Raw genomic sequence first — 22152 nt, forward strand, 5'->3', positions numbered from 1 at the left:
GGCTCGGCGGGTCAAGCCGATTTGGGGCGGATGCCGATCGAGGCGCCTGCGCGCTGTGGAGAAGGCAAATGCGCGTGGGCGGCCCGCATGGCCTCGATGTTCATCACGATGTCGGCGGGGAAGGGGACGACTTTCGGCCCGGCCATATCCACATGCAGGGTCAGCGTCTCGCATGTCGCCGCCAGCCAGCCCTCGGCGTGGCGGATTTCCTGGTAGGCGCGTATGCGTTTCTCGTCATGGTCGAGCAGGTGGAAGGAGACGGTGACGCTGTCCTTCAAATGCAATTCGCGCACATAGCAGACATGGGCTTCCGCGACATAGGTGGTGTGGCGGCGCTGCCTGGCATAGTTCGGCCCCATGCCCAGCAGTTCAAAGGCCTCGTCGGAACCGCGATCGAACAGAACATTATAGTAGGCCATGTTGAGGTGGCCGTTATAGTCGATCCATTCGGGCTCTATCTTCATGGCTGCGGAAACATAAGGTGCTGGGGTCATCGAAAGGTCTTCCAAGGCTGGACAGGCTGCGGCCGATCAGACTACGCATCGGGGATCGAAGGACAAGGGCATCTTTGGGGGCAGCTCCGGCCCCTATGCGGAGGAACAACATGGCGCTGAGCGACCTGGCATCGGTACACCGCAACGAGGAAGGCATTGCCGCCGTGCTCGGCATCCTGAAGCAGCGTTTCGGTGAGCGGCTGCAGACCGGGCAGGCGATGCGCGAACAGCACGGCCACACCACAACCTACATTCCCAACCAGGCGCCGGACGGCGTCGTCTGGCCGGAAAGCACGGCCGAGGTGCAGGAGATCGTGCGCGCCTGCGCCGAGCACCGCGTGCCGGTCATCGCCTTCGGCGTCGGCACTTCGCTGGAAGGGCATGTCAACGCGCCGGGCGGCGGGGTTTCGGTGGATACGTCGCGCATGAACCGCATCGTGGCCGTCAATGCCGAGGATCTCGACTGCACCGTCGAGCCCGGCGTCACCCGCGAAGACCTCAATCACTACCTGCGCGATACAGGGTTGTTCTTTCCCATCGATCCCGGCGCCAATGCCACGCTTGGCGGCATGGCGGCGACGCGCGCTTCCGGCACCAATGCGGTGCGCTACGGCACGATGCGCGAGAATGTGCTGTCGCTGACAGCGGTGATGGCGAGCGGCGAAGTTGTCACGACCGGCAAGCGGGCCAAGAAGAGCGCCGCCGGCTATGATTTGACCCGGCTACTGATCGGCTCGGAAGGCACGCTTGGCGTCATCACCGCGCTGACGTTGAAATTGCAGGGCATTCCGCAGGCGATTTCCGGCGGCGTCTGCCCGTTTCCGAGCCTCGACGCCGCCTGCCAGGCGGTGATCGCGACGATCCAGATGGGCATCCCGGTGGCGCGGATCGAACTGGTGAACGCCCTGCAGATGCGGGCGATGAAGGCCTATTCCAGGCTAGACTATCCGGAAAGCCCTTGCCTGTTCGTCGAGTTCCACGGCAGCGAGGCGAGCGTGGCCGAGCAGGCCGAGACGTTTGGCATGATCGCCGAGGAGCAGGGCGGCGGACCGTTCCTGTGGACCAGCGTGGCGGAAGAGCGGGCCAAATTATGGAAGGCGCGGCATGACGCCTACTGGGCGTCGCTGACGCTGCGGCCCGGCGCCAAGGGCCTGTCGACCGATGTCTGCGTGCCGATATCGCGGCTGGCCGAATGCGTGACGGAAACGGAAGCCGACATCGCCGAAATGGGGTTGATCGCGCCGATTGTCGGCCATGCCGGCGACGGCAACTTCCACGTTCTGGCGCTGATGGACCCGGAAGATCCGAAGGAGATCGCGCTGGTGGAAAAATTCGTCGCGCGGCTCAACGAACGCGCAATCCGCATGGACGGCACCTGCACGGGTGAACACGGCATTGGCCAGGGCAAGGCCGGGTTCCTGCGGAAGGAACTCGGGCATGGCGTCGACGTGATGCGCACAATCAAGCAGGCGCTCGACCCGCTCGACATCATGAACCCGGGAAAAATCCTGCCGGCGCAGACCTGACCGGCCTGCAGCGCTTACGGGAAATCAGGGTCGCCGGGTCTTGAAGTCCGGCAGACGTATCCGTCAGTCCCGGCACCCGCCGAAGGGGCAGGGAGGCGGGCCTTCTCCGCGACGCCGGCCATACAAGTCGTCACCGGGCATGATCATGATGCCGCTGTCGTCCTCGTCGTCGTAGCGGCGGTTGTCATATCTCCGGCCGTAGTCAGAGCGGTAGCGCGGGCGGGCGCCTTCGGCGAACACGGCGCGGCAGCCATTGTCCACCCAGATGATGCCGCGCTCATAGCCCCATGTGCGGTTACGCACGCAACTGCGCTTCGACCTCTGCTGGACGATCACAGGCGCGCGGAAATAGGACCGGCACTCGGTGTACTGATTGCCCTGCGATTCGCAGGCGATGGCTCGCCCCTGAGCCGCGGCAGGCGACAATCCCCAGCCTGCGAATGCAACGAAGAAAACAGCAATAAACCTCAGCATGTCTTCACCTTTCTCCCGCAGGAAAATCCTATGCAAAGTCGATAACGCGCGCAAGACATCCAGTGTTTCGCTCCGCGGCCTGGAAAAGGGCAGGCTTAACGAATTGCCACTTTATCGACACGCCAATGCGGCTAGAGTGCGTTGGGTTCCTAAAAATATGTCGGGGTGATGCTCGCTCGCCTGTTTGTTATATTCGGCGGTCTTTTCGTGCTGGTGCTGCTTGCGGCGCTGGTGGCGCCTCCCTTTATCGACTGGACTGGGTACCGGGCCGATTTCGAGCGCGAGGCGAGCGCCATACTCGGCCGCAAGGTAACGGTGAAGGGCGACGCAACGGCGAGGCTGCTGCCGTTTCCATCGGTGACGTTCAGCGACGTGTCGGTCGCGGGCGGCCCTGACGGGCAGCCGGCCATGACCGTGGAAACCTTTTCAATGGACGCCGAGCTGGCGCCGTTCCTGCGCGGCGAAGTGCTGATCTACGACATGCGGCTGGTGCGGCCAAGGGCGACGGTGGATATCGCCGCGGACGGTGGCGTCGACTGGGCGATCCGCCCCTCCTCGCCCTTCGATGCCGGCCACGTCGCCATTGAAAAGCTCACCGTTACCGAAGGACAGGTGACGGTTCTGCATGAGTCCGGAGCGCGCAAACACCTGCTGTCGGAGATCAACAGCACGATCTCGGCCAAATCGCTGGCCGGTCCCTGGCGGATGGACGGATCGCTGCGCATCGACGGCATGCGGACGAAAATTGCCGTGGCAACGGGAAGAGTGGATGAGACCGGCGCGCTCAGGGTCCGTGTCAGGGCCGACCCCGACGCCTATCCGCTGACCGTCGAGACTGACGGCACCGCCCGCATCGACAAGGGCGGGGCGGATTATTCAGGACAGTTCAGGATCGCCGGCGACGACAAGAACACTGCGCAACTGCGCGGCAGCGACGGCGAGCCGGTCAAGGTCAGCGCGGGCAAGGCGGAACCCGGATACAGGCTGAACGGCAAGTTCCAACTCGATCATCGCAAGCTGACGGTCGACGCTTTCCGTTTCGAAACCGGTCCGCTGAACAATCCCTACACGGCGGACGGAAAGGCGTCGGTCGATCTCGGGCCGGCTCCGCGCTTCGCCGTCGAGGCCAGCGGCGCCCAGATGCAGTTCGATGAGGCGGTCGGCGCCGATACCAAGGCCGGGCTGACGCTGGCGCAACGCGTGTCGGGGCTTGAAACCGCGCTGCTCGACCTGCCTAAGCCGACGATTCCAGGCACGGTCGAAGTGAAGCTGCCGGCGGTGGTGGCGGGCGACACGACAATCCGCGATGTCAGGCTTTCGGCAGAGCCCGCGCCAACCGGGTGGACCGTCAAATCGCTGGCTGCGACCTTGCCCGGCCGCACGAAACTCGAGGCAAGCGGGGCGGTGAGCGTCGCCGGCCGGCTGGGCTTCAAGGGTTCGCTGCTGCTTGCCGTGGCGCAGCCTTCCGGTTTCGCAGCCTGGCTTTCAAAGGATATCGATGAGGCGATCCGCCGTCTTCCGGCCGCCGGCTTCAAGGCGAACGTCGACATGACCGACGCGCGCCAGACCTTCAGCGATCTCGAACTGATCCTTGGCAAAGCCAGATTCCACGGCTCGATCGATTCCGCCCAACCGGAAAACGCTCGGCCTTCGGTGCAGATGAAGCTGGACGGCGATGAACTGGACGTCGAGGGGCTGACGGCGTTCGTCTCGCTTTTCGTTTCCGACAAGGGCGCCAACCGCTTTGCCGACCGCGATCTCGATTTCCAGATCAAGGCCGGGCCCGTCACCGCCGCCGGCCTGACCGCCGACAGGATCGACACGGCGCTGCGGCTGCGCGCCGGCACGCTGGAAATCGATCGGCTTTCGGTCGACGGGCTCGCAGGCGCGGCCATAAGCGCCACCGGACGCATCGAGGATTTCCCAGCCAATCCGACCGGCAATATCGATGCATCGGTCGTGTCGCTGGATCTTGCGCCGCTGATCGATGCGGCGGCGCGGCATTATCCGGGCAATGCGGTCGTGAAGGGGCTCGCGGCGCGCGCAAGGGCTTATCCGGGCCTGTTCAATGAAGCGCAGGTCGATCTGGTCGCCAGCATGGCCGGCACTGGCGATGGCAGCATCGGCGTGGCGCTGTCGTCGCATGGCAGCGCCGGCGGCTCGGCCTTTTCCGCCTCGCTCTCGGGACAGGGCAGGCCGGACGATCTGGCGAATGCGCCACTCACCGTGACGTTCAACGCCAAGAATGACGACGCGACCGCGCTGCTGGCGCTTTACGGCGTCCCGGTTCTGCCGCTCGGGGTGGCGGGCGAGGGCAGCACCGACCTGTCCGCCAAGGGAACGTTGCGCGACGGTCTTTCCACCCAGTTCGGGCTTTCCGGCAATGATTTCAGCTTCACCTTCAATGGAACAGTGGCGAATGGTCAGCAGGGCGCCGTTGCGAGGGGCAGGGCCAGCCTCGACGCCGCCGACCTCGAACCGTGGCTGATGACGACCGGCATCGCGCTGCCCGGCATGGGCGCTGGCATGGGCACGACCTTGGCCGCCGACGCCGATTATGGCAGCGGCCTGCTGGTGCTGAGCGGGCTCAACGGAACGATCAACGAGGCGGCGGTCGCGGGCGACATCAATGCCGAGATCAAGGACGGGCGGCCGCATCTGGCCGGTGCGCTGGAACTGGACGAACTGGATCTTGAACCGGTGGCGACCATGCTTTTCGGCAGCACCGCCTTGGAAAGCGTCGCCGAGGGCTGGCCGGTTGCTCCTTTCGCCGGAAAGTCGAACGCCCCCTTTACCGCCGACCTGGACATCCGCACCGGCGCGCTGGCGGCCGGCGCCTTCGCCACGGTCTACGATGCGACAATGGCTTTCAAACTGGGCGACGAGGCGCTTTCGGTAGCGAACCTCAAGGGCAAACTGTTCGGTGGCGAGTTGGCCGGGCTGTTCGAGCTCAAGAACAATGGCGGCACCGGCCTTTTCACCGGCCAGGCGACGCTTTCCGGCACGGACCTCACGATGATGCTGCCCGATGCCGGCCTGACCGGAGCGGCCGGGCTCACGACGACGGTTTCCACCAGCGGCAAGTCGGTGGATGCGATGATCGCATCGCTTTCCGGCTCGGGGACGGTCTCGCTGAAGGGGCTGACGATCGCCAACGTCAATCCGCAGGCATTTCCGGCTTTCATCACGCAGGCCGACGCCACCGGGCGCGACATCGATGCCGGGAAAACCGCCGCTTTTGCGCCGGCGCTGGCGGCAGCCGGCAGTTTCGACGCCGCCGATACCGACATCGCCTTCACGCTTGCCAACGGGACGCTGCGGGCGCCGCCCGTCACCTTCGAAAACCCGGCGGCGACGCTGAGCGCCGATCTGAGCGCCGACCTGAACGCCGGCACCGTCGCGGCGCGCGGCGCGATCGCCTACCGGCCGGGCGACGAGGCGCTGGTCGGTTCGGAGCCGATCGTGAACTTCAGTCTCGACGGCGCGCCTGGCGCGACGGTGCGGACATTCGACAGTGCGCCGCTGGCGCAATTCCTGACGCAGCGCGCGCTGGAGAAGGAGCAGCGGCGCGTCGAGGCGATGCAGGCCTCACTGCTGGAAAAGCAACGGCTGCGCCGCGAGGTGCGCTACTACGCCGCCCTGCAGGATGAACGCGCGCGGGCGGCCGCGGAACTGCGCCGCCAGCAGGAGGAAGCGGCCCGCAAGGCCGAGGAAGACAGAAAGGCCGCGGAAGAAGCCGCCAGGGCGAAGGCCGATGCCGAAGCAAAGGCTGCCGCCGACGCGGAGAAGGTGAAAGCCGCTGAAAAAGCTGCGGCCGAGGAAGCCGGACGCAAGGCGGCTGAAAAAGCCGTCGCCGAAGAAATCGAGCGCAAGGCCGAGGAAGCAGAGCGCATCGCGTCGGAGGAAAAGGCCAGGCAGGAGGCGGAACGCAAGGCCAGCCGCCCGGCGTCTCAGCCGGCTCCCCAGCCCGCGCCTCCGGCGGAACGGACACCGGTGCCATCCCCGGCGCCACAGACAAAACCGCTGCGCCAGCCGGACGCGTCGCCGCTGGGAGACGTGTTCGACACCCAATGATTTTGGGCTGTCATTCGTATGCGGATAGCCGGGATGCTGATGATCGGGTGTTGTTCGCGAGCCTTTGCGGACGCAGGCGATATCAGCGGCGGGCGGACTTGACCTGCTCGAGGACATAAATCCGCAGCGCTGACGACAAGTTGCTTTCGCGGGGTCTGCCTTCGTCGATCTCGGCAATCAATGCCGCCAGCGTCACGTTCCGTGCGGCGGCGAGAGCAATGAGTTCGTCGTTGAACGGCTTTTCCAGCGAGTAGCTGGTGCGGTGCCCGCGTATGCTGACGGATCGCTTCTCGACCGCGCTCACGGTTTCACTCGTCCTCCGAAGGAGGATGGGGCTCCAACCGGTGGCCGTCGAGCAAGCGGTTGGCCTTTTCGCTGGCCAGCCGTCGCTGCACCAGATCGGACGTCGTGCGCCCGTGCTGGAGGCGGTTCTGCTCGGCCGTGCGCTCCTTGTCGGCGCGCGCCTTGCGTTTGCGGGCCTGGCGGAGGTTGACGATTTCGGCCATGGCCGTGCTGAAGCTTATTTCTTGCGGAAGGCGTCGAGCGACACGACGTCGGCGCCTTTGCCGGACGGATCGGCTGCCGCCGCGGCCGCGGCCGTCTTGGCCGCATCGGCGGCCTTCTTGCTTTCCGGCTTTTTCTCCGTCGGGATTGCGACGGGGCCGGTTTCGACATTTTCCGCCGTCGCCGCAATGGGGGCTTCGGTCCGGACGTCGAACTCGACCTCGAAATTGACCGAGGGATCGTAGAAGCCGCGCACGGCGGAGAACGGGATTTCAAGCTTCTCGGGCACGTCCGAGAAGGACAGGCCGATCTCGAAACCGGTGTCCGACACCTTCAGGTCCCAATACTGGAACTGGATGACAATCGTCATCTGTTCCGGATAGCGCTCGCGCAGCCGGGTGGATATCCGCACGCCGGGCGCGTTGGTCAGGAAGGTGATGAAGAAGTGGTGATTGCCGGGCAGACCGGTGCGCGCAACCTCGGCCAGGACCTTGCGCATGACGCCGCGCAGGGCTTCCTGGGTAAGGATGTCGTATCGGATGTGGTCGTCGGCCATGCGGCGGTCTGGGTCCTTTGAATCGCCCGCATAGCTGTAATCAAGCTTCGCGGCCTCGTAAACTGGATATAAGGCCCCGCCGGACGATAGGCAGGGGCCGATACAGAAATTGATCGGAAAATTCGGTCGGACAAACAGTTGTCCGCGACAGGACTAACAGGTCCTGACCCTATGCTTCGATGGTTTCACGCCGTCTGGCTTTTGCCGGCTGCTTGCCGAAAGCGCGGAGGAAGGTACGCACGGCATTGGCCGCGGCCTTGCGAATTTCGGCTTCCGTCGGTGTCTGGCCGAACATGAACTTGGTCTGCAATTCGGCATTGACGAGGGCCAGGAACTGCCGCGCCGTCAGGTCCGGGTCGTCGATGTCGAGGAACCCTGCATAGGCGAGACGGGCGAAGCGGGCGGCAAGAGCGGACCAGATTTTCGTCGAGCCCTCGTCGCGCCACTCGGCGAACAATTCGGGGTAGCGCTCGCCCTCAGCCTGGATGAGCTTGCGCAGGAATTTGCCCTCGCGGTTGCAGAGGCAGTTGCAATTGAGCCGCACCGCGAAGGCGGCGAGGTCGGCCTCGAGGTCCTTCGGGTGATCGGGGAAGGTGGCGAGCGTGGCGAACACGCTGGCGTTGGACTGTTCCGACAGGTCGCGCACCACCGCCACGAAGAGGTTTTCCTTGTCGCCGTGATGATTATATACGGTCTGCCGCGATACACCGGCTTCGACCGCGATCAGGTCGATATTGGCTCCTGCAAAGCCCTCCCGGCAGAATACCGCGCCGGCTGCATCAATGATGGAGACGCGCTTGGCCGTATGGCCGCGTGGCGGGAAAGTGTCAGGAGAGGCGTGTGCTTTCATGAAAAAATATATACAGGTGATTGACGAATTGGACAAGTGTGTCTAAAAAATTGGTCAATCAAAATATGGATTGCGGCTCGCACGAGTCGGAATCGTCAGGGATGGAACGTCCTTGGGTTATGCCGCCCGCCGGCTGAACCAGACTGAAAGAAGCCATTGTCATGCCTACCAATTATCTCCGCCTCGCGGTTGTGCTCGGCCTTTTGTCGGCCATCGGTCCCTTTGCCATCGATATGTACCTGCCGGCGCTGCCGTCCATCGGCCAGGATCTCGATGCATCGACCTCGGCCGTACAGTGGAGCCTGCTCATCTTCTTCCTGTCGATGGGTCTCGGCCAGATCGTTGTTGGTCCGATCTCCGACATGGTCGGCCGCAAGCCGCCGCTTTATTTCGGGCTGGCGCTGTTCATGGCAGGCGGCATCGGCGCGGCGCTGGCGCCGTCGATCGAATGGCTGGTCGCGTTCCGGTTCTTCCAGGGCCTTGGCGCCTGCGCCGGCATGGCGATCCCGCGCGCCGTGGTGCGCGACCTGCATACCGGCACGGAAGCGGCGAAGCTGATGTCGCTCTTGATGCTGGTGTTCTCGATCTCGCCGATCCTGGCGCCGCTGACCGGCTCCTTCATAATCGAGGCGTTCGGCTGGCGCGGCGTATTCTGGGCGGTGACGATTGCGGCGCTGCTGGCGGTGGTGCTGCTCTCGACCTCGATCAAGGAAACGCGGCTGCCGAAAGACCGTGTCGGCAGTTCGCTGGGCATCGCGCTTTCGGCCTACGCCTTCCTGTTGCGTGATCGCAAGTTCCTCGGCCTCGCAGCGATCAGCGGCTTCGCGATCTCGAGCTTCTTCGTCTATCTGTCGAGTTCGTCCTTCATCCTGATCGATCATTACGGGCTGTCGCCGCAGGCCTACAGCGTGTTCTTCTCGATCAACGCGGTGTCGTTCTTCGCCATGTCGCAGCTCACCGGCAAGTTCGCCGAGAAGTATGGGCTGGCCCGGGTGGTGCGCGTCGCAGTGTCCGGCTACGCCGCCACGATGATCGTGCTGTTCGCGCTGATGGCGTCGGGCATCGACAGCCTGGCTGTGCTGGCGGCGCTGCTGTTCGTCGGCTACGGCTTCGTAGGCCTGGTCATCCCCTCGACTTCGGTGCTGGCCATGGATGACCACGGCGCCATCGCCGGCACCGCCTCGGCGCTGCTCGGCACGCTGCAGTTCGCCATCGGCGCGCTGGCCATGGGCGTGTCGGGAGCCTTCTTCGATGGCACGCCGGTGCCAATGGTGGCCGGCATCGCGATCTGCGCAATCATATCGTTCACCGTGGCGCAGTTCACGCTTGGCCGTGCCCGGCAGGTGATTGAAGCGCCGGCCGAGTGAACGCCGTCTTCCGGTGCTGGTGTTGACTCCCTTCCGCCTGCGTCGCGCGTGGGCGGAAGACAATAATGCGGAATGATCCCATGAAAATCGGTATCGTCGGGGCGGGCAATATCGGGCAGGCGCTTGCCAGGCTGGCCAGCACCAAAGGCCACGCGGTGATGCTCAGCAATTCGCGCGGGCCCGAAACGCTGGCCGAGACGGCGGCTTCGATCGGCTGCGAGGCGGGTGCGAGCCATGACGCCATGGGCTTCGGCGATGTTGTGGTGGTCACCATTCCCTTCGCCAAGGTGTTCTCGGTCGAGCCGGAACCCATGGCCGGCAAGGTCCTGATCGACACCAACAACTATTATCCAGACCGCGACGGGCGAATTGCCGCGCTGGACGAGCGAAAGAAGACGACGAGCCAGATGGTCGCCGAACATTTTTCCGGCGCCCGGGTGGTGAAGGCCTTTAACGCCATCCTTGCCGCCGACCTCGCCAATCCGGGAAATGTTCCGCTGACGGCGGGTTCGGGCCGCCGGGCGCTCCCCATAGCCGGCAACGATGTCGCCTCGAAGCGCATCGTCGCCGATCTTCACGAACAGTTCGGCTTCGACACGGTCGATACCGGCGGACTTCAGGAAAGCTGGCGGTTCGAGCGGGCGAAGCCGGCATACTGCATTCCGCTGGGCAGGGCGCGGCTCATCGATGCGCTGGGCCGGGCGCAGCGCGATGTCGAGCTGCCGCATGGCTCCTGGTGGCGTTGACGCCGCCGCTTGCGTGCAATGCCGACTTCTCGCCTCTCTTTAATCCTGTCTGATTTGTTCCGTGACGAAGTCGGCGCGCTCTTCCACTGAGGCCAGCGGCAGAGCGACGAGTTCGTAATCCAGTTCGGCATAGATTTCGACCATGGCGTCATGGGTGCGCCAGGCTTCGTCCAATGTCTGGCGCCGCTCGCTGTCCTGCGTGAAGATTTCCGGCCAAGGCGGCGCGATGAAGACGCGGCGATTGTAACGGAAACGCTTTGCCGCCTCGCGCATATGCACCGGCACGGGCAGGGCGGTCAGGCGCAGATAGCCCAGCGTGTCCGGCACGCCTCGGTCGAAGACCACCGGCCCGGCTGCGGCGTGAGCCTCCCGCCAGGAGCGCAGTTCCCACGCCAGCATCAGTTCGGCGAACAGAGCCGGATCCTGCCAGGGCAGCGCGCTGCCGCCGATCTCCATCTGGTCGCGGATGATGCCGCGTCCGGCCTCCGGCGCGGTGCGAAAGCCGCGGGCGTGCAGCGCTTCAATCAGGCTTGTCTTGCCGGAGCCCGGTCCGCCGGTGAGAACGAAAAAAGCATCGCTATGGCTGGGCATGGCTGTTCCTTGGGGATGACAGGGGAGGCGACGGGGAGGGGAATTGCGGCAGCCGTTCGCGCCCGAGCCGTCAGGCGAGCATCTGCGCGGCCTTCTCGCCGATCATCACCGCAGGCGCGTGGGTGTTGCCCGACACGATGGTCGGCATGATCGAGCAATCGGCGACGCGCAGGCCATCGATGCCATAAACCCTGAGTTGCGGATCAACGACAGCCATATCGTCGGTGCCCATCTTCGCCGTGCCGACCGGGTGAAAGATGGTCGTGGCGATGTCGCCGGCGGCTTTGGCGAGGTCCTCGGGTTTCTGGATTTCGATGCCGGGTTTGAATTCCTCGGGTTTGAAGGCCTGCATCCGCCGCGTCCGCATCAGGTTGCGGGCAATGGTGATGGACGTTGCGGCGATGTCGCGGTCGGCGTCGGTGGACAGATAGTTTGGCGCGATCTCCGGATGTCGCAGGAAATCCGGCGAGCCGATGCGCACATGCCCGCGCGATTGCGGCCGCAAATTGCAGACAGAGACGGTGATCGCCGGAAAACTGTGCAGCGGCTCGCCGAAGCGCTCCAGCGACAGCGGCTGGACGTGGAACTCGATGTTGGGCGTGGCGAAACGCTCGTCGGATCGCATGAAGATGCCGAGCTGGCTCGGTGCCATCGCCATCGGCCCGGTGCGGCGCAAGGCATATTCGAGGGCGATGCGCGCCTTGCCTGAAAACCTGGCCTGGCGCTCGTTGAGCGTCGTCGCGCCCGATATCCTGAAGGCGGTGCGGATCTGCAAATGATCCTGCAGGTTTTCGCCGACGCCGGGCAGGTCGTGCAGGACCGGAATATCGTGCGCCTGCAACAGGGCGCCCGGACCGATGCCCGACAATTGCAGCAATTGCGGCGTGCCGATCGCCCCGGCCGACAGGATCAGTTCACCGGCGACGTCGATATAAGCAGGCTGCCCCTTCACGCGCAGATCGAGACCCGTGACTTTCCGGCCATCCAGAACGATGCGTTCGGCCTGGGCGAAAGTCAGGACGGTCAGGTTTTTGCGGTGGCGGACTGGTTTGAGGAAAGCCCGTGCCGCATTGAAGCGGAAGCCGGATTTCTGGTTCACCTCGAAATAGGAAGAGCCGAAATTGTCGCCGGCGTTGAAGTCATCGACCTGCGGCACGCCAAGCTCCTCGGCGGCCTCGCGCACGGCGTCGAGTATCGGCCACGACAGGCGCTGCTTTTCGACGCGCAGCTCGCCGCCCTGGCCGTGAAAGGGGCCGTCGAGGCTATGGTGGTTCTCCGATTTGACGAAGAGGGGCAGGACATCGTCCCAACCCCAGCCGGGATTGCCGAGCTGGCGCCACTGGTCGTAGTCGGCGGCCTGGCCGCGCATATAGATCATGCCATTGATGGACGAGCAGCCGCCGATCACCTTGCCGCGCGGATAGGCGAGGGACCTGCCATTGAGGCCCGGCTCGCTGACTGTGGAATAACCCCAGTCGGTGCGGGGATTGCCCATGCAATAGAGATAGCCGACCGGAATGTGTATCCAGTGATAATTGTCCGACCCGCCGGCCTCCAGCAGGAGGACGCGCTTGGCCGGATCGGCGCTCAGGCGGTTCGCCAGCACGCAGCCGGCCGATCCCGCGCCGACGATGACGTAGTCGAACCTTCCGATATTGCGCCGGTCGCTCACTCTAATCCTGCCCTGTACGCTTTCCAGTAGGATGGCAGATCGTTCGCCAGCCTGGAATAGAGTTCATACCGGGCCGTCTGCAAAGCCCTCGCTTCGCCGGTCGGCCGATATTGCCACGTAACCAGGAATTATAGGAAAGACGACCGGAAATCGATCGTCAAAAGTGATGGGGACGGCGATTCGGTGGGAGGGAGAAGGGGGGCTTGCAGATAAGCCGCGCCTTCTGCCGCCGGACGTAACATGTCCTTGCCTGGTCCGCGGGACGCCCGTTGCGGGTGCGGTATCGGTCCTGCGTTGCTTGTCGTCGGCCAGCGGCCTGACCTCTTCGGTGACGCCGAGATGACGATGACACTGCCCGACCGGCTGACGCATCACTGCGGGACCGTCGAGACCCGCAACGAATCCTGATGCTCGGGAACCGCTCTCAAGGCTACCCGAAAAGCCAATCAATACGCACCAGATCAGGCTGCAACCCGACCAGCTTCGTGCTCCAGGACTGAGAACGGGATTCTCATTGCTAGTTGCGTTCAACCCAGGTGAGCACGTCCCCGCGTTTGGTGTGCCGGTCGAGCCACTCAACGATCATCGCCGTTGCCTGTGCGCCCCGATGCATATCAAAGATCCGACTCGGACCGGGTCTGTCCCACTGGCCAATCGGAGTGTCGGTGCCGCGCTGAAGCCAACGATCCGTAAATCTGCTGTCGACCTGAGATGCGAGCTCGCGGTCCAGCGCGCCGTCCCCTTCGAGACCTCCAAAGAGCTCGCTCGTCATCCACAGCGCCCAATTCGTGGCTTCGAACACGTTTGCCCGGCGTGCCCACTCCAGAACGGGCTCGCACTTGAGGCCCCAAGTCTGGAAGGCAAGCAGGATATCGGAGTACTGAAAGAGCCTCAGGTCGAATCCCTTACGCACATTGGTCAGCGCCTGCGTGTCCCACCAGGCGTGATAGGCGAGGTGCGCGACGAACAATTCCGGCATGAGCTTCCGGTAGCCGCCGTCGGGATAGTCTACGGTGTTCACGAGGAACAATTGGGTGTCGGGTTCCTGGTGGTCGAAAACGGTAGAGAGACGGAAGTGCAAGTCAATCGTGAGCGCCGCCCCTGTCTCAGAGAGCCGCGTGAACTCTCCCAGGTGTTGCAGCTCGTTCCGATACCCCTCAATCCGGGCGTCGGAAAGCGACTCAAGCTCGCCGGTGGCCGGCACAAACTGCGAACGAGTGAAGCCTTGCGATTCCAGGGCCGCCCCGGCCCGATCGAGGAGATCCCGTTCAATCAAAAGGTCAAGATCGACCGTCTCGCGCAAGTAGAACTCGGGATAGCACTCCGTGCCGAGCACATAGCCCTTGAGCACAACAGGATTAATTCCTTCGGCCCGTAGTGCCGCGACCGTCGTTTGCGACTCCCACCGCCGCATGGCCGCATGCTGCTTAAGCATCATGAGAAGCAGGCGAGCCAGGTACTTCGAGGGCGCAGGAGCGTCGGCCATGTCGGCTACGATCCGACTCAAGTTTGCGAGCACCCGATGGGTGCCGGCCAGTTCGAACAATCGTCCCCAGTCGGCCGGTTCCAGGCCGTGCAGAGCGGAACGCACCTCCGTGTCACGCGACTTGTCGAAGTGCGCCAGACCAATGAGAACGTCACGCAAGGCGGGGCTTAGTGATTGGTTCATGAATCTCTCTTGTTGTCGGGAAGTTGAAATGGGACCGACGTGTCGGTCGTGCGCGGGATCAAAAATCCAGTTTCCCGGGTTTAGCGCCTTGTTCGTCCATAGTCATGCCACGCAGGATTGTCGAGGCAGCCTACGCGGGTTGCTTGCGGCCATGCGGCGCGTGAATTGCGTTCGAACTCAAAACAAATGGCCTGCTGAAACCCCGGGCCGGCTCACTGGAGCAAGAGTGTGCTCTTGAGGACACGACAAATGATCCGCAACACGCTACTTACCTTCTCAAGCGACTAATCGCAGCAATTTGTCCCTCTTGTGGCCTTCAAGAGGATCACGCCGTTTTCCGGGAACTCGGTGAGGTTGCCATGATTGAACCAGCCTAAGTCGACGACTTTGTAAAAGACTCTCCATGAGCTTGCTGACCGTGCCTCCTGACAATCCGTCCAACCAGCCGTCCCGGGCGCGCGTATTCTTACGGCTTTGGCCGTGGTGGCGCCCCTATTGGTGGGCGTTGGCGCTGATGCCCACGGCGGACGTCATGGCTTTGGTCATTCGAACGATAATCCCTTTCGTTGTTGCCGGCATGATCGATGGTCCCATCGCCAAAGGCGACCATGCTGGCCTTTGGTCATATGGCGGCATCCTGCTCTTGCTGGCTGTGGCGCAAACGTTGTTTTTCGTGCTGAGGTTTTTTCCGCCGCCGGCCATCATCAATCTGGAGATGGCCCTCCGCCGCGATTTATATCACCACGTGCAACGGCTTTCCCCCTTGTACCATGATCGCCATGGCAGCGGGGTAGCCCTGTCACATCTGATCGGCGATGTAGGTCAAATCGCTGTCGGATTGCATCAAATTCTGCCGCAACTGGCATCCGCCGCGACAGCGCTTGTTCTCACAGCCGCAATGCTGATCCTTATCCATCCGGTGCTTGGCTTGGTGGTTGTGATCGGACTGGTGCCACTTGGCTTTGCCACCGTTATTTTTCAAAAGCTTTTCTATAGAGCGGCCGACGAGGCAAGAGAGAGCGACGCGGCATTGGCGACGTCCGTTGAAGAATCGGCGTTAGCCATACGGGTGCTGAAGGCGCTTGGCGGCGGTTCGTTCATGACCGATCGTTTCGATCTTGCCGCGCGCCGATCGCGCAATGCCGAAATCGAAAAAATCCGGCTGAACTCGATAGTGTCGGCCATTCTTGCCGGATATCCCATCGCGCTATTGGCGGTGGTTATCGGAGGCGGCAGCATTTCCGTGGCCCAGGGAACCGTGTCCGTCGGTGCATTCGTCGCTTTCACGACCTTCTATTTTCGCGTTCTCGGCCCCGTAAACTTGATGGGCAATACGCTCTTCCAATTTCAGTTGTCGATGAATGCGATGACGCGGGTCGCTGATTTGCTCGATACCCAATCGGACATCGCCGATCCGGCAGTGCCCCGGATGCTGCCGGCGTCGGGAGCATTGGATGTCCGCTTCGAAAACGTGTCTTTCAGCTATCCCGGCACAGGAGCTGAGGTACTCGCCGGGGTCGATCTCACTATCCGCGCTGGAGAGACGATTGCAATTGTCGGGTCGACAGGTTCGGGCAAAAGCGCTCTCGCCAATCTCGTCGGGCGCCTGGCTGACGTTACTGGCGGAAGGGTACTCGTCGGTGGCGTCGATGTCCGCGATGTCGAAATCGACGCGTTGCGCCGGGCTGTCGGCATGGCCTTCGAGGATGCATTGTTGTTTTCCGTCAGCGTGCGCGAGAATCTGACGTTGGGTCGCGAAGGGATCAAAGACGATGACATCGCGACGGTGCTTGCCGTCACGCAGTCGGGATTTGTCGCCGACCTGCCGAACGGCCTCGACACGGTGGTTGGCGAGCGTGGCTTGACGCTGTCGGGCGGCCAACGCCAGCGCCTCGCGCTGGCCAGGGCCTTGCTCGGCCGGCCTCGTGTTCTGGTGCTCGACGATCCGATGTCCGCTCTGGACGTGCGCACCGAAGAAGCGCTGGAGCGGGCTTTTCGCCAGGCCTTCAAGGGCGTCACCACCCTTTTCGTCGCCCGTCGTCCATCGACGGCCATGCTCGCCGATCGCGTGGCGCTGCTCGAGGAGGGCCGGATCGTTGCCGTCGGCACGCATGACGAACTGCTGGCAAATTCGGCCGCCTATCGGCGGGTTCTCATCGCCGCTACGGACGCCCGGCCAGCGGCGGAGATCGCTGATGCTGACTGACGAGAGGACAGGCGGTTCGCTCCGGCTTGCACGCCGCCTTCTGTGGCGGCTTGCAAGGCCCAGGCTGTATCGGATCATCGTTCTTTTCGTTCTTGCCATTGTGCAGACGGTCCTGGTCGCGGCGACGCCGTGGTTGGTCAGTCTGGCGATCGACACAGGGATCCCGGCCGCGCAGGCTTCCAACTACTGGCCGCTGGCTGGTATAACCGCCGCCATCATGGTTTGCGCGGTCGCAATAGCGCCTCTCAGTTTGCTCTGGCGGCAACTCACGGGGGCGTTTGGCCAATTGGTCGTGTTCGACCTCAGGACGGAGCTGTTTGCGAAAATTCAACGGCTGCCCATCGACTTTCACGACCGCTTCAGTTCTGGCCGGGTCATTGTCCGCCTGACCACCGACGTTGAGTCCGTCAATACCTTGTTCGGGGTTACCCTTGCCGCCCTGGTGCAAGCTGGGCTCGGCGTATTGATGACGGTTAGTGCAATGCTGTTGCTCGATGCGTGGCTGGCGGCAATCACGCTTGCGGTGCTGGCGCCGCTCGCCTTTTTCCTGGTTTGGATGGCGCGGCGGCTTAGCGAAGCCTTTGTCAACAATCGCGCAGCTATCGCCGAAGCGACGGTGCAAGTGGTCGAGTCGCTCAATGGCGCGCGCACAGCGCATGCATTTCGACGGCAAAAACGCCACGACGAGATGTTTGCTCCCCTGATTGAGCGGGCAAGAACATCTGGACGCCAGATACAGGCTGTGCGTGGCGCATTCTGGACGACTCTCGAACTGACCTTAAGTTTTGTAACGCTCGCCGTCATCATGGTCGGCGGCTCGGCGGTTGCCAATGGCGTCCTCGAAATTGGCGTTCTTGCTGCATTTACACTCTATATCAGCCAGCTTGTTTCGCCGCTCACTTCACTCACATTCATTCTGGATGCCCTGCAGTCAGCACTCACGGCTCTGGCAAAGTTGGCCGAAGTACTAGAACAGGAGTCCAGCGTTGCCGAACCACGGCATCCAGTCGCCCTGCCGAGCCCGGTTCGTGGCGAGGTGGTATTCGAACGCGTGCGGTTCGGCTATCATGCCGCCACATCCGGATTGTCCGAAAGCGCGCCTGCCATTCGCGACATGAACCTTCGCCTCGAACCTGGCCAACTGGTTGCCATGCTCGGCGCCACTGGGGCCGGCAAGTCGACTATAGCCAAGCTAATCGCCCGGTTCTACGACCCGACGGCTGGACGCATCCTGCTCGACGGCGTCGATCTGCGTCATCTGAGAGACCGCGACCTGCGCGGCGCGGTTGTCATGCTGACTCAGGATGGCTTTCTGTTCGCGGGCTCCGTGGCTGACAATATCCGTATCGCCAAACCGGGGGCGACGATGGCCGAGATCGAGGCCGCGGCGACAGCGGTTGGCGCTGATGCGTTCATCCGTGCTTTGCCCGGCGGCTACCAGACCGATGTGCGCAAGCGCGGCACAAGGCTGTCCGCAGGGCAGCGCCAGATGGTCGCCTTTGCGCGGGCGTTCCTCGCCAATCCCGCGGTGCTCATCCTCGATGAAGCTACGTCCGCGCTCGATATTCCAACCGAACGGACGATGCAGAAGGCGCTGCGGGCGCTACTGGCTGGCCGCACGGCGCTGGTCATCGCCCATCGTCTGTCAACCGTGGAGATCGCCGATCGCGTGCTTGTCGTCGCGGACGGGCGTATCGTTGATGACGGAACGCCGGCTGAAATGCTGGCTCAGGGCACCGGCGAATTCGCCGCGCTCTACCGCGACGGACACGGCCTGTCGCTGGAGCGATGACGCCAATGATCCTGTCGGCGCGTACACGAGCCAAAGCAGTAAAACAGGAACGCGGAAATGACGCCGAACAAGCCCGTGAAGGCCGAAAAGGAAGTGGAGGCTTCTGTTGCCAGGTGCCTCCGGACCCCGCCTAGAAGTGCTAACCCCTAGGACTTGATTCGAGACTATCGCGCCGCATTAAGCAGCGAGACGTGCCTCAGCATAGTTGTCGTTTGCAACTACAAGTTTAGCCCGATAACGGTGGTACAATGCCGGGCAAAAGTACGATCTTTACACCTTCGTCGATCCTATTTCGCCCCCAGCAAAAGCCGCTGACACCAGCAGCGGTTTTTGGTGGAGGCGCCGGGTACCGCCCCCGGGTCCGAACGGCTTATTACATCGCCCATTTATCGCCATAGTCGGTCAAGCCGACCCGCCGAATATAGGGGCCGGCGCGGGAAAATAAAAGGCTGTAAAAATCTCTTCAAAACCGTGGGGCCTCCCGGCGCATGTGCCACGCAGGGTTGACTTGCATTTGCGATGCTTGGAATGTCCACTTGGTGAGGAGATTCCGATCCAGCGCGCGGCCCCAAGGCCGGATTGCGCCGACTGAACGATGACTCCGAGAGGGGAATGAAATGGCCGATTATCTCGCAGACGTGAAGAAGTACGATGCCGCCGCCGATGCCGCGACCGTCGATAAGATCGTGAAGCATCTCGGTATCGCGCTCCGCAACCGCGACTCCTCGCTGGTTTCGGCAACCGACCAGAAGGAACTCGACCGCGTCCGCGACAATTGGGGCGTAAAGAAGCTGGGCGTCGATGCAGCCAAGGCGGAGGCCGCGGTGGCCAAGGTGGCGAAGGCGATGGCGGCCGACAGTTCGAAGGGCCGCGTGACCTTCTACTATCTCGTCGCCAAGGAACTCGGCAAACTCGGCTCGCTCTAGGAGTTATTGCCGCTCGTCGGATCAAGCCGGCGCAACCCGCGCCGGCTTTTGCCGTTGTTCCGCTGTGCCCGCTTGTCACGCTGCTGGGGATAGCGGGCGCAACCCTCGGCGGCCTTGCTTTCCGGTGTCGGGCCGGCTGCGCCTCCGCTATGATGGGGCAGCAGCGAATCAGGGCGAATGCGATGCGCCAATATCTCGATCTTCTCCAGCATGTGCTGGACTACGGCGCGGACCGTGGCGACCGCACCGGCACGGGCACGCGCTCGGTGTTCGGCTATCAGATGCGCTTCGACCTCTCGCGCGGTTTTCCGGTCACGACGACCAAGAAGCTGCATCTGAAGTCGATCATCCACGAACTGCTGTGGTTCCTGGCCGGGGACACAAACGTCAAATATCTGCGCGACAATGGCGTCACCATCTGGGACGAATGGGCCGACGAGAATGGCGACCTCGGCCCGGTCTACGGCAAGCAGTGGCGCTCATGGCCCGATGGCAATGGCGGTACGATCGACCAGATCGCGAATCTTCTCAAAGAGATAAAGCGCAATCCTCAATCGCGCCGACTAATCGTCTCGGCGTGGAATCCGGCGGAAGTGGAGGCGATGGCGCTGCCGCCCTGTCACTGCCTGTTCCAGTTCTATGTGGCCGACGGGCGGCTTTCGTGCCAGCTCTACCAGCGCTCCGCCGATATTTTCCTCGGCGTTCCGTTCAACATCGCTTCCTATGCGCTGCTGACCATGATGGTGGCGCAGGTGACAGGTTTGAAGCCCGGCGATTTCGTCCACACGCTGGGCGATGCGCACCTCTATTCGAACCATTTCGAGCAGGCGCGCGAACAATTGAAGCGCACGCCGAAGACGCTGCCGACGATGTGGATCAACCCCGGGGTGAAGGACCTGTTCGCCTTCCGCTTCGAGGATTTCCGCCTCGACAACTATGTCGCAGACGCCACGATCAAGGCGCCGATCGCGGTCTGACCGCGCCTGGCGTTCGGTTTCAGGCTTCCCGTTCCAGAAATTTTATCGCGCAGCGGATTTACAATTCTCCCTGCTTACGCTATCCAAGGATCGTTGTATCTAGGATTTTGGATATATGGATAGAAAGACCGCTACCGGAGCTTTGGCCGCGCTTGGTCAGGAGACGAGGCTGGATGTCTTTCGCCTGCTGGTGAAGGCCGGGCCTTCCGGCGTTGCCGCCGGCGAAATCGCCGACCGTCTCGGCGCTGTCCAGAACACGACCTCCGCCCATTTGAAAATCCTTGTCCATGCCGGCCTGATCCGCTCCGAACGCGATGGCAGAACCATACGATACAGGGCGGACATGACGGGCTTCCGTGACCTGCTGGCCTTCCTGATGGAAGATTGCTGCAACGGATCGCCTGAACTCTGCCGACCCGTCATCAACGCCGTCGCCTGCGATTGCTAGAGGTTTCGATGAACCAGAAAATCTACAATGTCCTGTTCCTTTGCACAGGCAATTCGGCGCGGTCGATCCTTGCCGAAGCTATCCTGAACAAGGTCGGCGACGGGCGCTTCCGCGCCTTCTCGGCCGGATCGCATCCGAAAGGAACGGTTCATCCGTTCTCCCTTCGTCTTCTGGAAAGCCTTGGCTACGACACCGCCTTCGCGCGCTCGAAAGCCTGGGACGAGTTCGCCGTCCCCGGCGCCCCGGAAATGGATTTCGTCTTCACCGTCTGCGACGACGCAGCCGGTGAATCCTGCCCGGTCTGGCCCGGGCAGCCGATGACCGCGCATTGGGGCGTGCCCGATCCGGCAGCGGCCGAAGGAACCGATGCCGAAAGGCATCTGGCCTTCGCCGAGGCGTATCGAATGCTGAACAACCGCATCTCGGTCTTCGCCAGCCTGCCGATGCAGACGATCGACAAGCTCGGTCTGAAACGCCGGTTGGACGAGATCGGTCAAGACCTGCCCAAGGCCGGCTGAGGACCGTGGCCCCGGAGTTGCATCGGCGTCTCGCGGCCGAAGCGCTCGGTACGGCCATGCTCGTCGCCGCGGTCGTCGGCTCCGGCATCATGGCCGACCGCCTGACCGACGACAGGGCGCTGGCGCTGCTGTGCAACACGCTGCCGACAGGCGCTATCCTGGTCGTGCTGATAACGGTCCTCGGTCCGATATCAGGCGCCCATTTCAATCCCGCGGTTACGTTGGTGACGGCGTTGCACCGGCGGATGCCGGGCGGCGTCGCGCTTGTCTACAGCGTATGCCAGATCGCCGGCGCGATTGCCGGAACACTTGTCGCCCATCTGATGTTCGAGCTGCCGGTGCTGCAGTATTCCGCCACCGCGCGCACGGGCATGAGCCAATGGATATCCGAAGCTGTCGCCAGTTTCGGTCTGGTTTTCACCATCCTCGCCGCGCAGCGCTACCGCATCGATGTGATTGCCTGGCTGGTGGGACTTTATATCGTCGCCGCCTACTGGTTCACGGCCTCCACATCCTTCGCCAATCCCGCCGTGACGCTGGCGCGTGCGCTTTCCGACACATTCGCGGGCATTCGCCCCCTGGACATTCCGGCGTTCGTGGCCGCGCAATTTGCAGGTGCGCTGCTCGCCATGGCCGCGGCCAACCTGTTAACGTCAGATGCAATCGCCGTTGAGGCGCCTGTCGGAGAGGGCGCCGCTGCGATCAATCCACCCCGATCATCACGTCGGACGCCTTGATGAAGGCATAGGCCGGCTGTTCATG

The 22152-nt window shown here is 63.0% G+C and carries 20 protein-coding genes and 1 other RNA gene; 11 read left to right on the forward strand and 10 right to left on the reverse strand.

Going from position 1 to position 22152, the window contains the following annotated elements; translation table 11 throughout:
• Positions 1-11 precede the first annotated feature (11 nt).
• Complete coding sequence (locus J2X35_RS19055; protein ID WP_310189107.1) at positions 12-494, reverse strand: thioesterase family protein; 483 nt, start codon at positions 492-494, stop codon at positions 12-14.
• Positions 495-604: 110 nt separating this feature from the next.
• Between J2X35_RS19055 and J2X35_RS19060 the strand changes: the two genes are divergently transcribed.
• Complete coding sequence (locus J2X35_RS19060) at positions 605-2020, forward strand: FAD-linked oxidase C-terminal domain-containing protein (RefSeq protein WP_310189108.1); 1416 nt, start codon at positions 605-607, stop codon at positions 2018-2020.
• Positions 2021-2083: 63 nt separating this feature from the next.
• On the opposite strand, the gene J2X35_RS19065 is transcribed toward J2X35_RS19060, so the two are convergent.
• On the reverse strand, positions 2084-2494 hold the full coding sequence (locus J2X35_RS19065) for a DUF3011 domain-containing protein (RefSeq protein WP_056206750.1): 411 nt from the start codon (positions 2492-2494) through the stop codon (positions 2084-2086).
• A gap of 168 nt (positions 2495-2662) precedes the next feature.
• On the opposite strand from J2X35_RS19065, the gene J2X35_RS19070 reads away from it, so the two are divergent.
• Entirely contained in the window at positions 2663-6568 is a 3906-nt protein-coding gene (locus J2X35_RS19070; RefSeq protein ID WP_310189110.1) for an AsmA-like C-terminal region-containing protein, read from the forward strand.
• Between the two features lie 82 nt (positions 6569-6650).
• On the opposite strand, the gene J2X35_RS19075 is transcribed toward J2X35_RS19070, so the two are convergent.
• The 4 genes from J2X35_RS19075 to J2X35_RS19090 form a co-directional block, all read right to left on the reverse strand.
• Positions 6651-6872 carry a ribbon-helix-helix domain-containing protein gene (locus tag J2X35_RS19075; RefSeq protein WP_056110427.1) on the reverse strand — a complete coding sequence of 74 codons (222 nt, stop codon included), beginning with the start codon at positions 6870-6872 and terminating at the stop codon, positions 6651-6653.
• 4 nt (positions 6873-6876) lie between these two features.
• The gene (locus tag J2X35_RS19080; protein WP_310189113.1) at positions 6877-7074 is read right to left on the reverse strand and encodes a DUF4169 family protein; all 198 of its coding nucleotides are present in this window, start codon (positions 7072-7074) and stop codon (positions 6877-6879) included.
• A gap of 14 nt (positions 7075-7088) precedes the next feature.
• Positions 7089-7628, reverse strand: coding sequence for an SspB family protein (locus J2X35_RS19085; protein ID WP_056110423.1), 540 nt, complete (start codon positions 7626-7628; stop codon positions 7089-7091).
• A 169-nt stretch (positions 7629-7797) separates the two neighbouring features.
• A complete protein-coding gene (locus J2X35_RS19090; RefSeq protein WP_310189115.1) occupies positions 7798-8478 on the reverse strand; it encodes a TetR/AcrR family transcriptional regulator in 681 nt (226 codons plus the stop codon).
• Positions 8479-8639: 161 nt separating this feature from the next.
• On the opposite strand from J2X35_RS19090, the gene J2X35_RS19095 reads away from it, so the two are divergent.
• Together J2X35_RS19095 and J2X35_RS19100 are read left to right on the forward strand one after the other, a co-directional pair.
• Entirely contained in the window at positions 8640-9845 is a 1206-nt protein-coding gene (locus tag J2X35_RS19095; protein ID WP_056110419.1) for a multidrug effflux MFS transporter, read from the forward strand.
• An 80-nt stretch (positions 9846-9925) separates the two neighbouring features.
• The gene (locus J2X35_RS19100; protein WP_310189117.1) at positions 9926-10591 is read left to right on the forward strand and encodes an NADPH-dependent F420 reductase; all 666 of its coding nucleotides are present in this window, start codon (positions 9926-9928) and stop codon (positions 10589-10591) included.
• 39 nt (positions 10592-10630) lie between these two features.
• Here J2X35_RS19100 and J2X35_RS19105 read toward each other — a convergent pair whose 3' ends face one another.
• The 3 genes from J2X35_RS19105 to J2X35_RS19120 all read right to left on the reverse strand — a co-directional run bounded on the left by J2X35_RS19105 (position 10631) and on the right by J2X35_RS19120 (position 14523).
• Entirely contained in the window at positions 10631-11182 is a 552-nt protein-coding gene (locus tag J2X35_RS19105; protein WP_056110417.1) for an AAA family ATPase, read from the reverse strand.
• Between the two features lie 70 nt (positions 11183-11252).
• Positions 11253-12854, reverse strand: a complete 1602-nt coding sequence (locus J2X35_RS19110; RefSeq protein WP_310189120.1) for a GMC family oxidoreductase N-terminal domain-containing protein — start codon at positions 12852-12854, stop codon at positions 11253-11255.
• Between the two features lie 517 nt (positions 12855-13371).
• Positions 13372-14523, reverse strand: a complete 1152-nt coding sequence (locus J2X35_RS19120; RefSeq protein ID WP_310189123.1) for a nucleotidyltransferase family protein — start codon at positions 14521-14523, stop codon at positions 13372-13374.
• A 403-nt stretch (positions 14524-14926) separates the two neighbouring features.
• Here J2X35_RS19120 and J2X35_RS19125 point away from each other — a divergent pair, with 403 nt between their 5' ends.
• Positions 14927-16729: an ABC transporter ATP-binding protein gene (locus J2X35_RS19125; protein ID WP_310189127.1), complete on the forward strand. Its 1803-nt coding sequence runs from the start codon at positions 14927-14929 to the stop codon at positions 16727-16729.
• Positions 16719-18521, forward strand: a complete 1803-nt coding sequence (locus J2X35_RS19130) for an ABC transporter ATP-binding protein (protein WP_310189130.1) — start codon at positions 16719-16721, stop codon at positions 18519-18521. Before J2X35_RS19125 ends, J2X35_RS19130 begins: the two co-directional genes overlap by 11 nt.
• A gap of 92 nt (positions 18522-18613) precedes the next feature.
• Here the strand turns inward: J2X35_RS19130 and ssrA are convergent.
• Positions 18614-18972: a transfer-messenger RNA gene (gene ssrA, locus J2X35_RS19135) on the reverse strand.
• Between the two features lie 166 nt (positions 18973-19138).
• On the opposite strand from ssrA, the gene J2X35_RS19140 reads away from it, so the two are divergent.
• The 5 genes from J2X35_RS19140 to J2X35_RS19160 all read left to right on the forward strand — a co-directional run bounded on the left by J2X35_RS19140 (position 19139) and on the right by J2X35_RS19160 (position 22127).
• On the forward strand, positions 19139-19447 hold the full coding sequence (locus J2X35_RS19140; protein WP_056110407.1) for a DUF2853 family protein: 309 nt from the start codon (positions 19139-19141) through the stop codon (positions 19445-19447).
• Positions 19448-19629: 182 nt separating this feature from the next.
• A complete protein-coding gene (locus J2X35_RS19145; protein ID WP_310189131.1) occupies positions 19630-20424 on the forward strand; it encodes a thymidylate synthase in 795 nt (264 codons plus the stop codon).
• A 115-nt stretch (positions 20425-20539) separates the two neighbouring features.
• Positions 20540-20872 (forward strand): helix-turn-helix transcriptional regulator, encoded by a 333-nt coding sequence (locus tag J2X35_RS19150; protein ID WP_056110405.1) that lies wholly within the window; start codon positions 20540-20542, stop codon positions 20870-20872.
• Between the two features lie 8 nt (positions 20873-20880).
• A complete protein-coding gene (locus J2X35_RS19155) occupies positions 20881-21390 on the forward strand; it encodes an arsenate reductase ArsC (protein WP_056110403.1) in 510 nt (169 codons plus the stop codon).
• 5 nt (positions 21391-21395) lie between these two features.
• Complete coding sequence (locus J2X35_RS19160) at positions 21396-22127, forward strand: MIP/aquaporin family protein (RefSeq protein WP_310189135.1); 732 nt, start codon at positions 21396-21398, stop codon at positions 22125-22127.
• Positions 22128-22152 lie beyond the last annotated feature (25 nt).

It is taken from the genome of Mesorhizobium sp. BE184 (genome assembly GCF_031457045.1).
GTDB lineage: Bacteria > Pseudomonadota > Alphaproteobacteria > Rhizobiales > Rhizobiaceae > Mesorhizobium.

Bases quoted from the DNA above. Each gene is read 5' to 3' on its own strand.
- J2X35_RS19145 (WP_310189131.1), top strand. From the start codon at position 19,630: ATGCGCCAATATCTCGATCTTCTCCAGCATGTGCTGGACTACGGCGCG.
- J2X35_RS19140 (WP_056110407.1), top strand. From the start codon at position 19,139: ATGGCCGATTATCTCGCAGACGTGAAGAAGTACGATGCCGCCGCCGAT.
- J2X35_RS19105 (WP_056110417.1), bottom strand. From the start codon at position 11,182: ATGCCCAGCCATAGCGATGCTTTTTTCGTTCTCACCGGCGGACCGGGC.
- J2X35_RS19070 (WP_310189110.1), top strand. From the start codon at position 2,663: ATGCTCGCTCGCCTGTTTGTTATATTCGGCGGTCTTTTCGTGCTGGTG.
- J2X35_RS19080 (WP_310189113.1), bottom strand. From the start codon at position 7,074: ATGGCCGAAATCGTCAACCTCCGCCAGGCCCGCAAACGCAAGGCGCGC.
- J2X35_RS19060 (WP_310189108.1), top strand. From the start codon at position 605: ATGGCGCTGAGCGACCTGGCATCGGTACACCGCAACGAGGAAGGCATT.
- J2X35_RS19095 (WP_056110419.1), top strand. From the start codon at position 8,640: ATGCCTACCAATTATCTCCGCCTCGCGGTTGTGCTCGGCCTTTTGTCG.
- J2X35_RS19100 (WP_310189117.1), top strand. From the start codon at position 9,926: ATGAAAATCGGTATCGTCGGGGCGGGCAATATCGGGCAGGCGCTTGCC.
- J2X35_RS19150 (WP_056110405.1), top strand. From the start codon at position 20,540: ATGGATAGAAAGACCGCTACCGGAGCTTTGGCCGCGCTTGGTCAGGAG.
- J2X35_RS19090 (WP_310189115.1), bottom strand. From the start codon at position 8,478: ATGAAAGCACACGCCTCTCCTGACACTTTCCCGCCACGCGGCCATACG.
- J2X35_RS19055 (WP_310189107.1), bottom strand. From the start codon at position 494: ATGACCCCAGCACCTTATGTTTCCGCAGCCATGAAGATAGAGCCCGAA.
- J2X35_RS19065 (WP_056206750.1), bottom strand. From the start codon at position 2,494: ATGCTGAGGTTTATTGCTGTTTTCTTCGTTGCATTCGCAGGCTGGGGA.
- J2X35_RS19155 (WP_056110403.1), top strand. From the start codon at position 20,881: ATGAACCAGAAAATCTACAATGTCCTGTTCCTTTGCACAGGCAATTCG.
- J2X35_RS19125 (WP_310189127.1), top strand. From the start codon at position 14,927: ATGAGCTTGCTGACCGTGCCTCCTGACAATCCGTCCAACCAGCCGTCC.
- J2X35_RS19085 (WP_056110423.1), bottom strand. From the start codon at position 7,628: ATGGCCGACGACCACATCCGATACGACATCCTTACCCAGGAAGCCCTG.
- J2X35_RS19130 (WP_310189130.1), top strand. From the start codon at position 16,719: ATGCTGACTGACGAGAGGACAGGCGGTTCGCTCCGGCTTGCACGCCGC.
- J2X35_RS19120 (WP_310189123.1), bottom strand. From the start codon at position 14,523: ATGAACCAATCACTAAGCCCCGCCTTGCGTGACGTTCTCATTGGTCTG.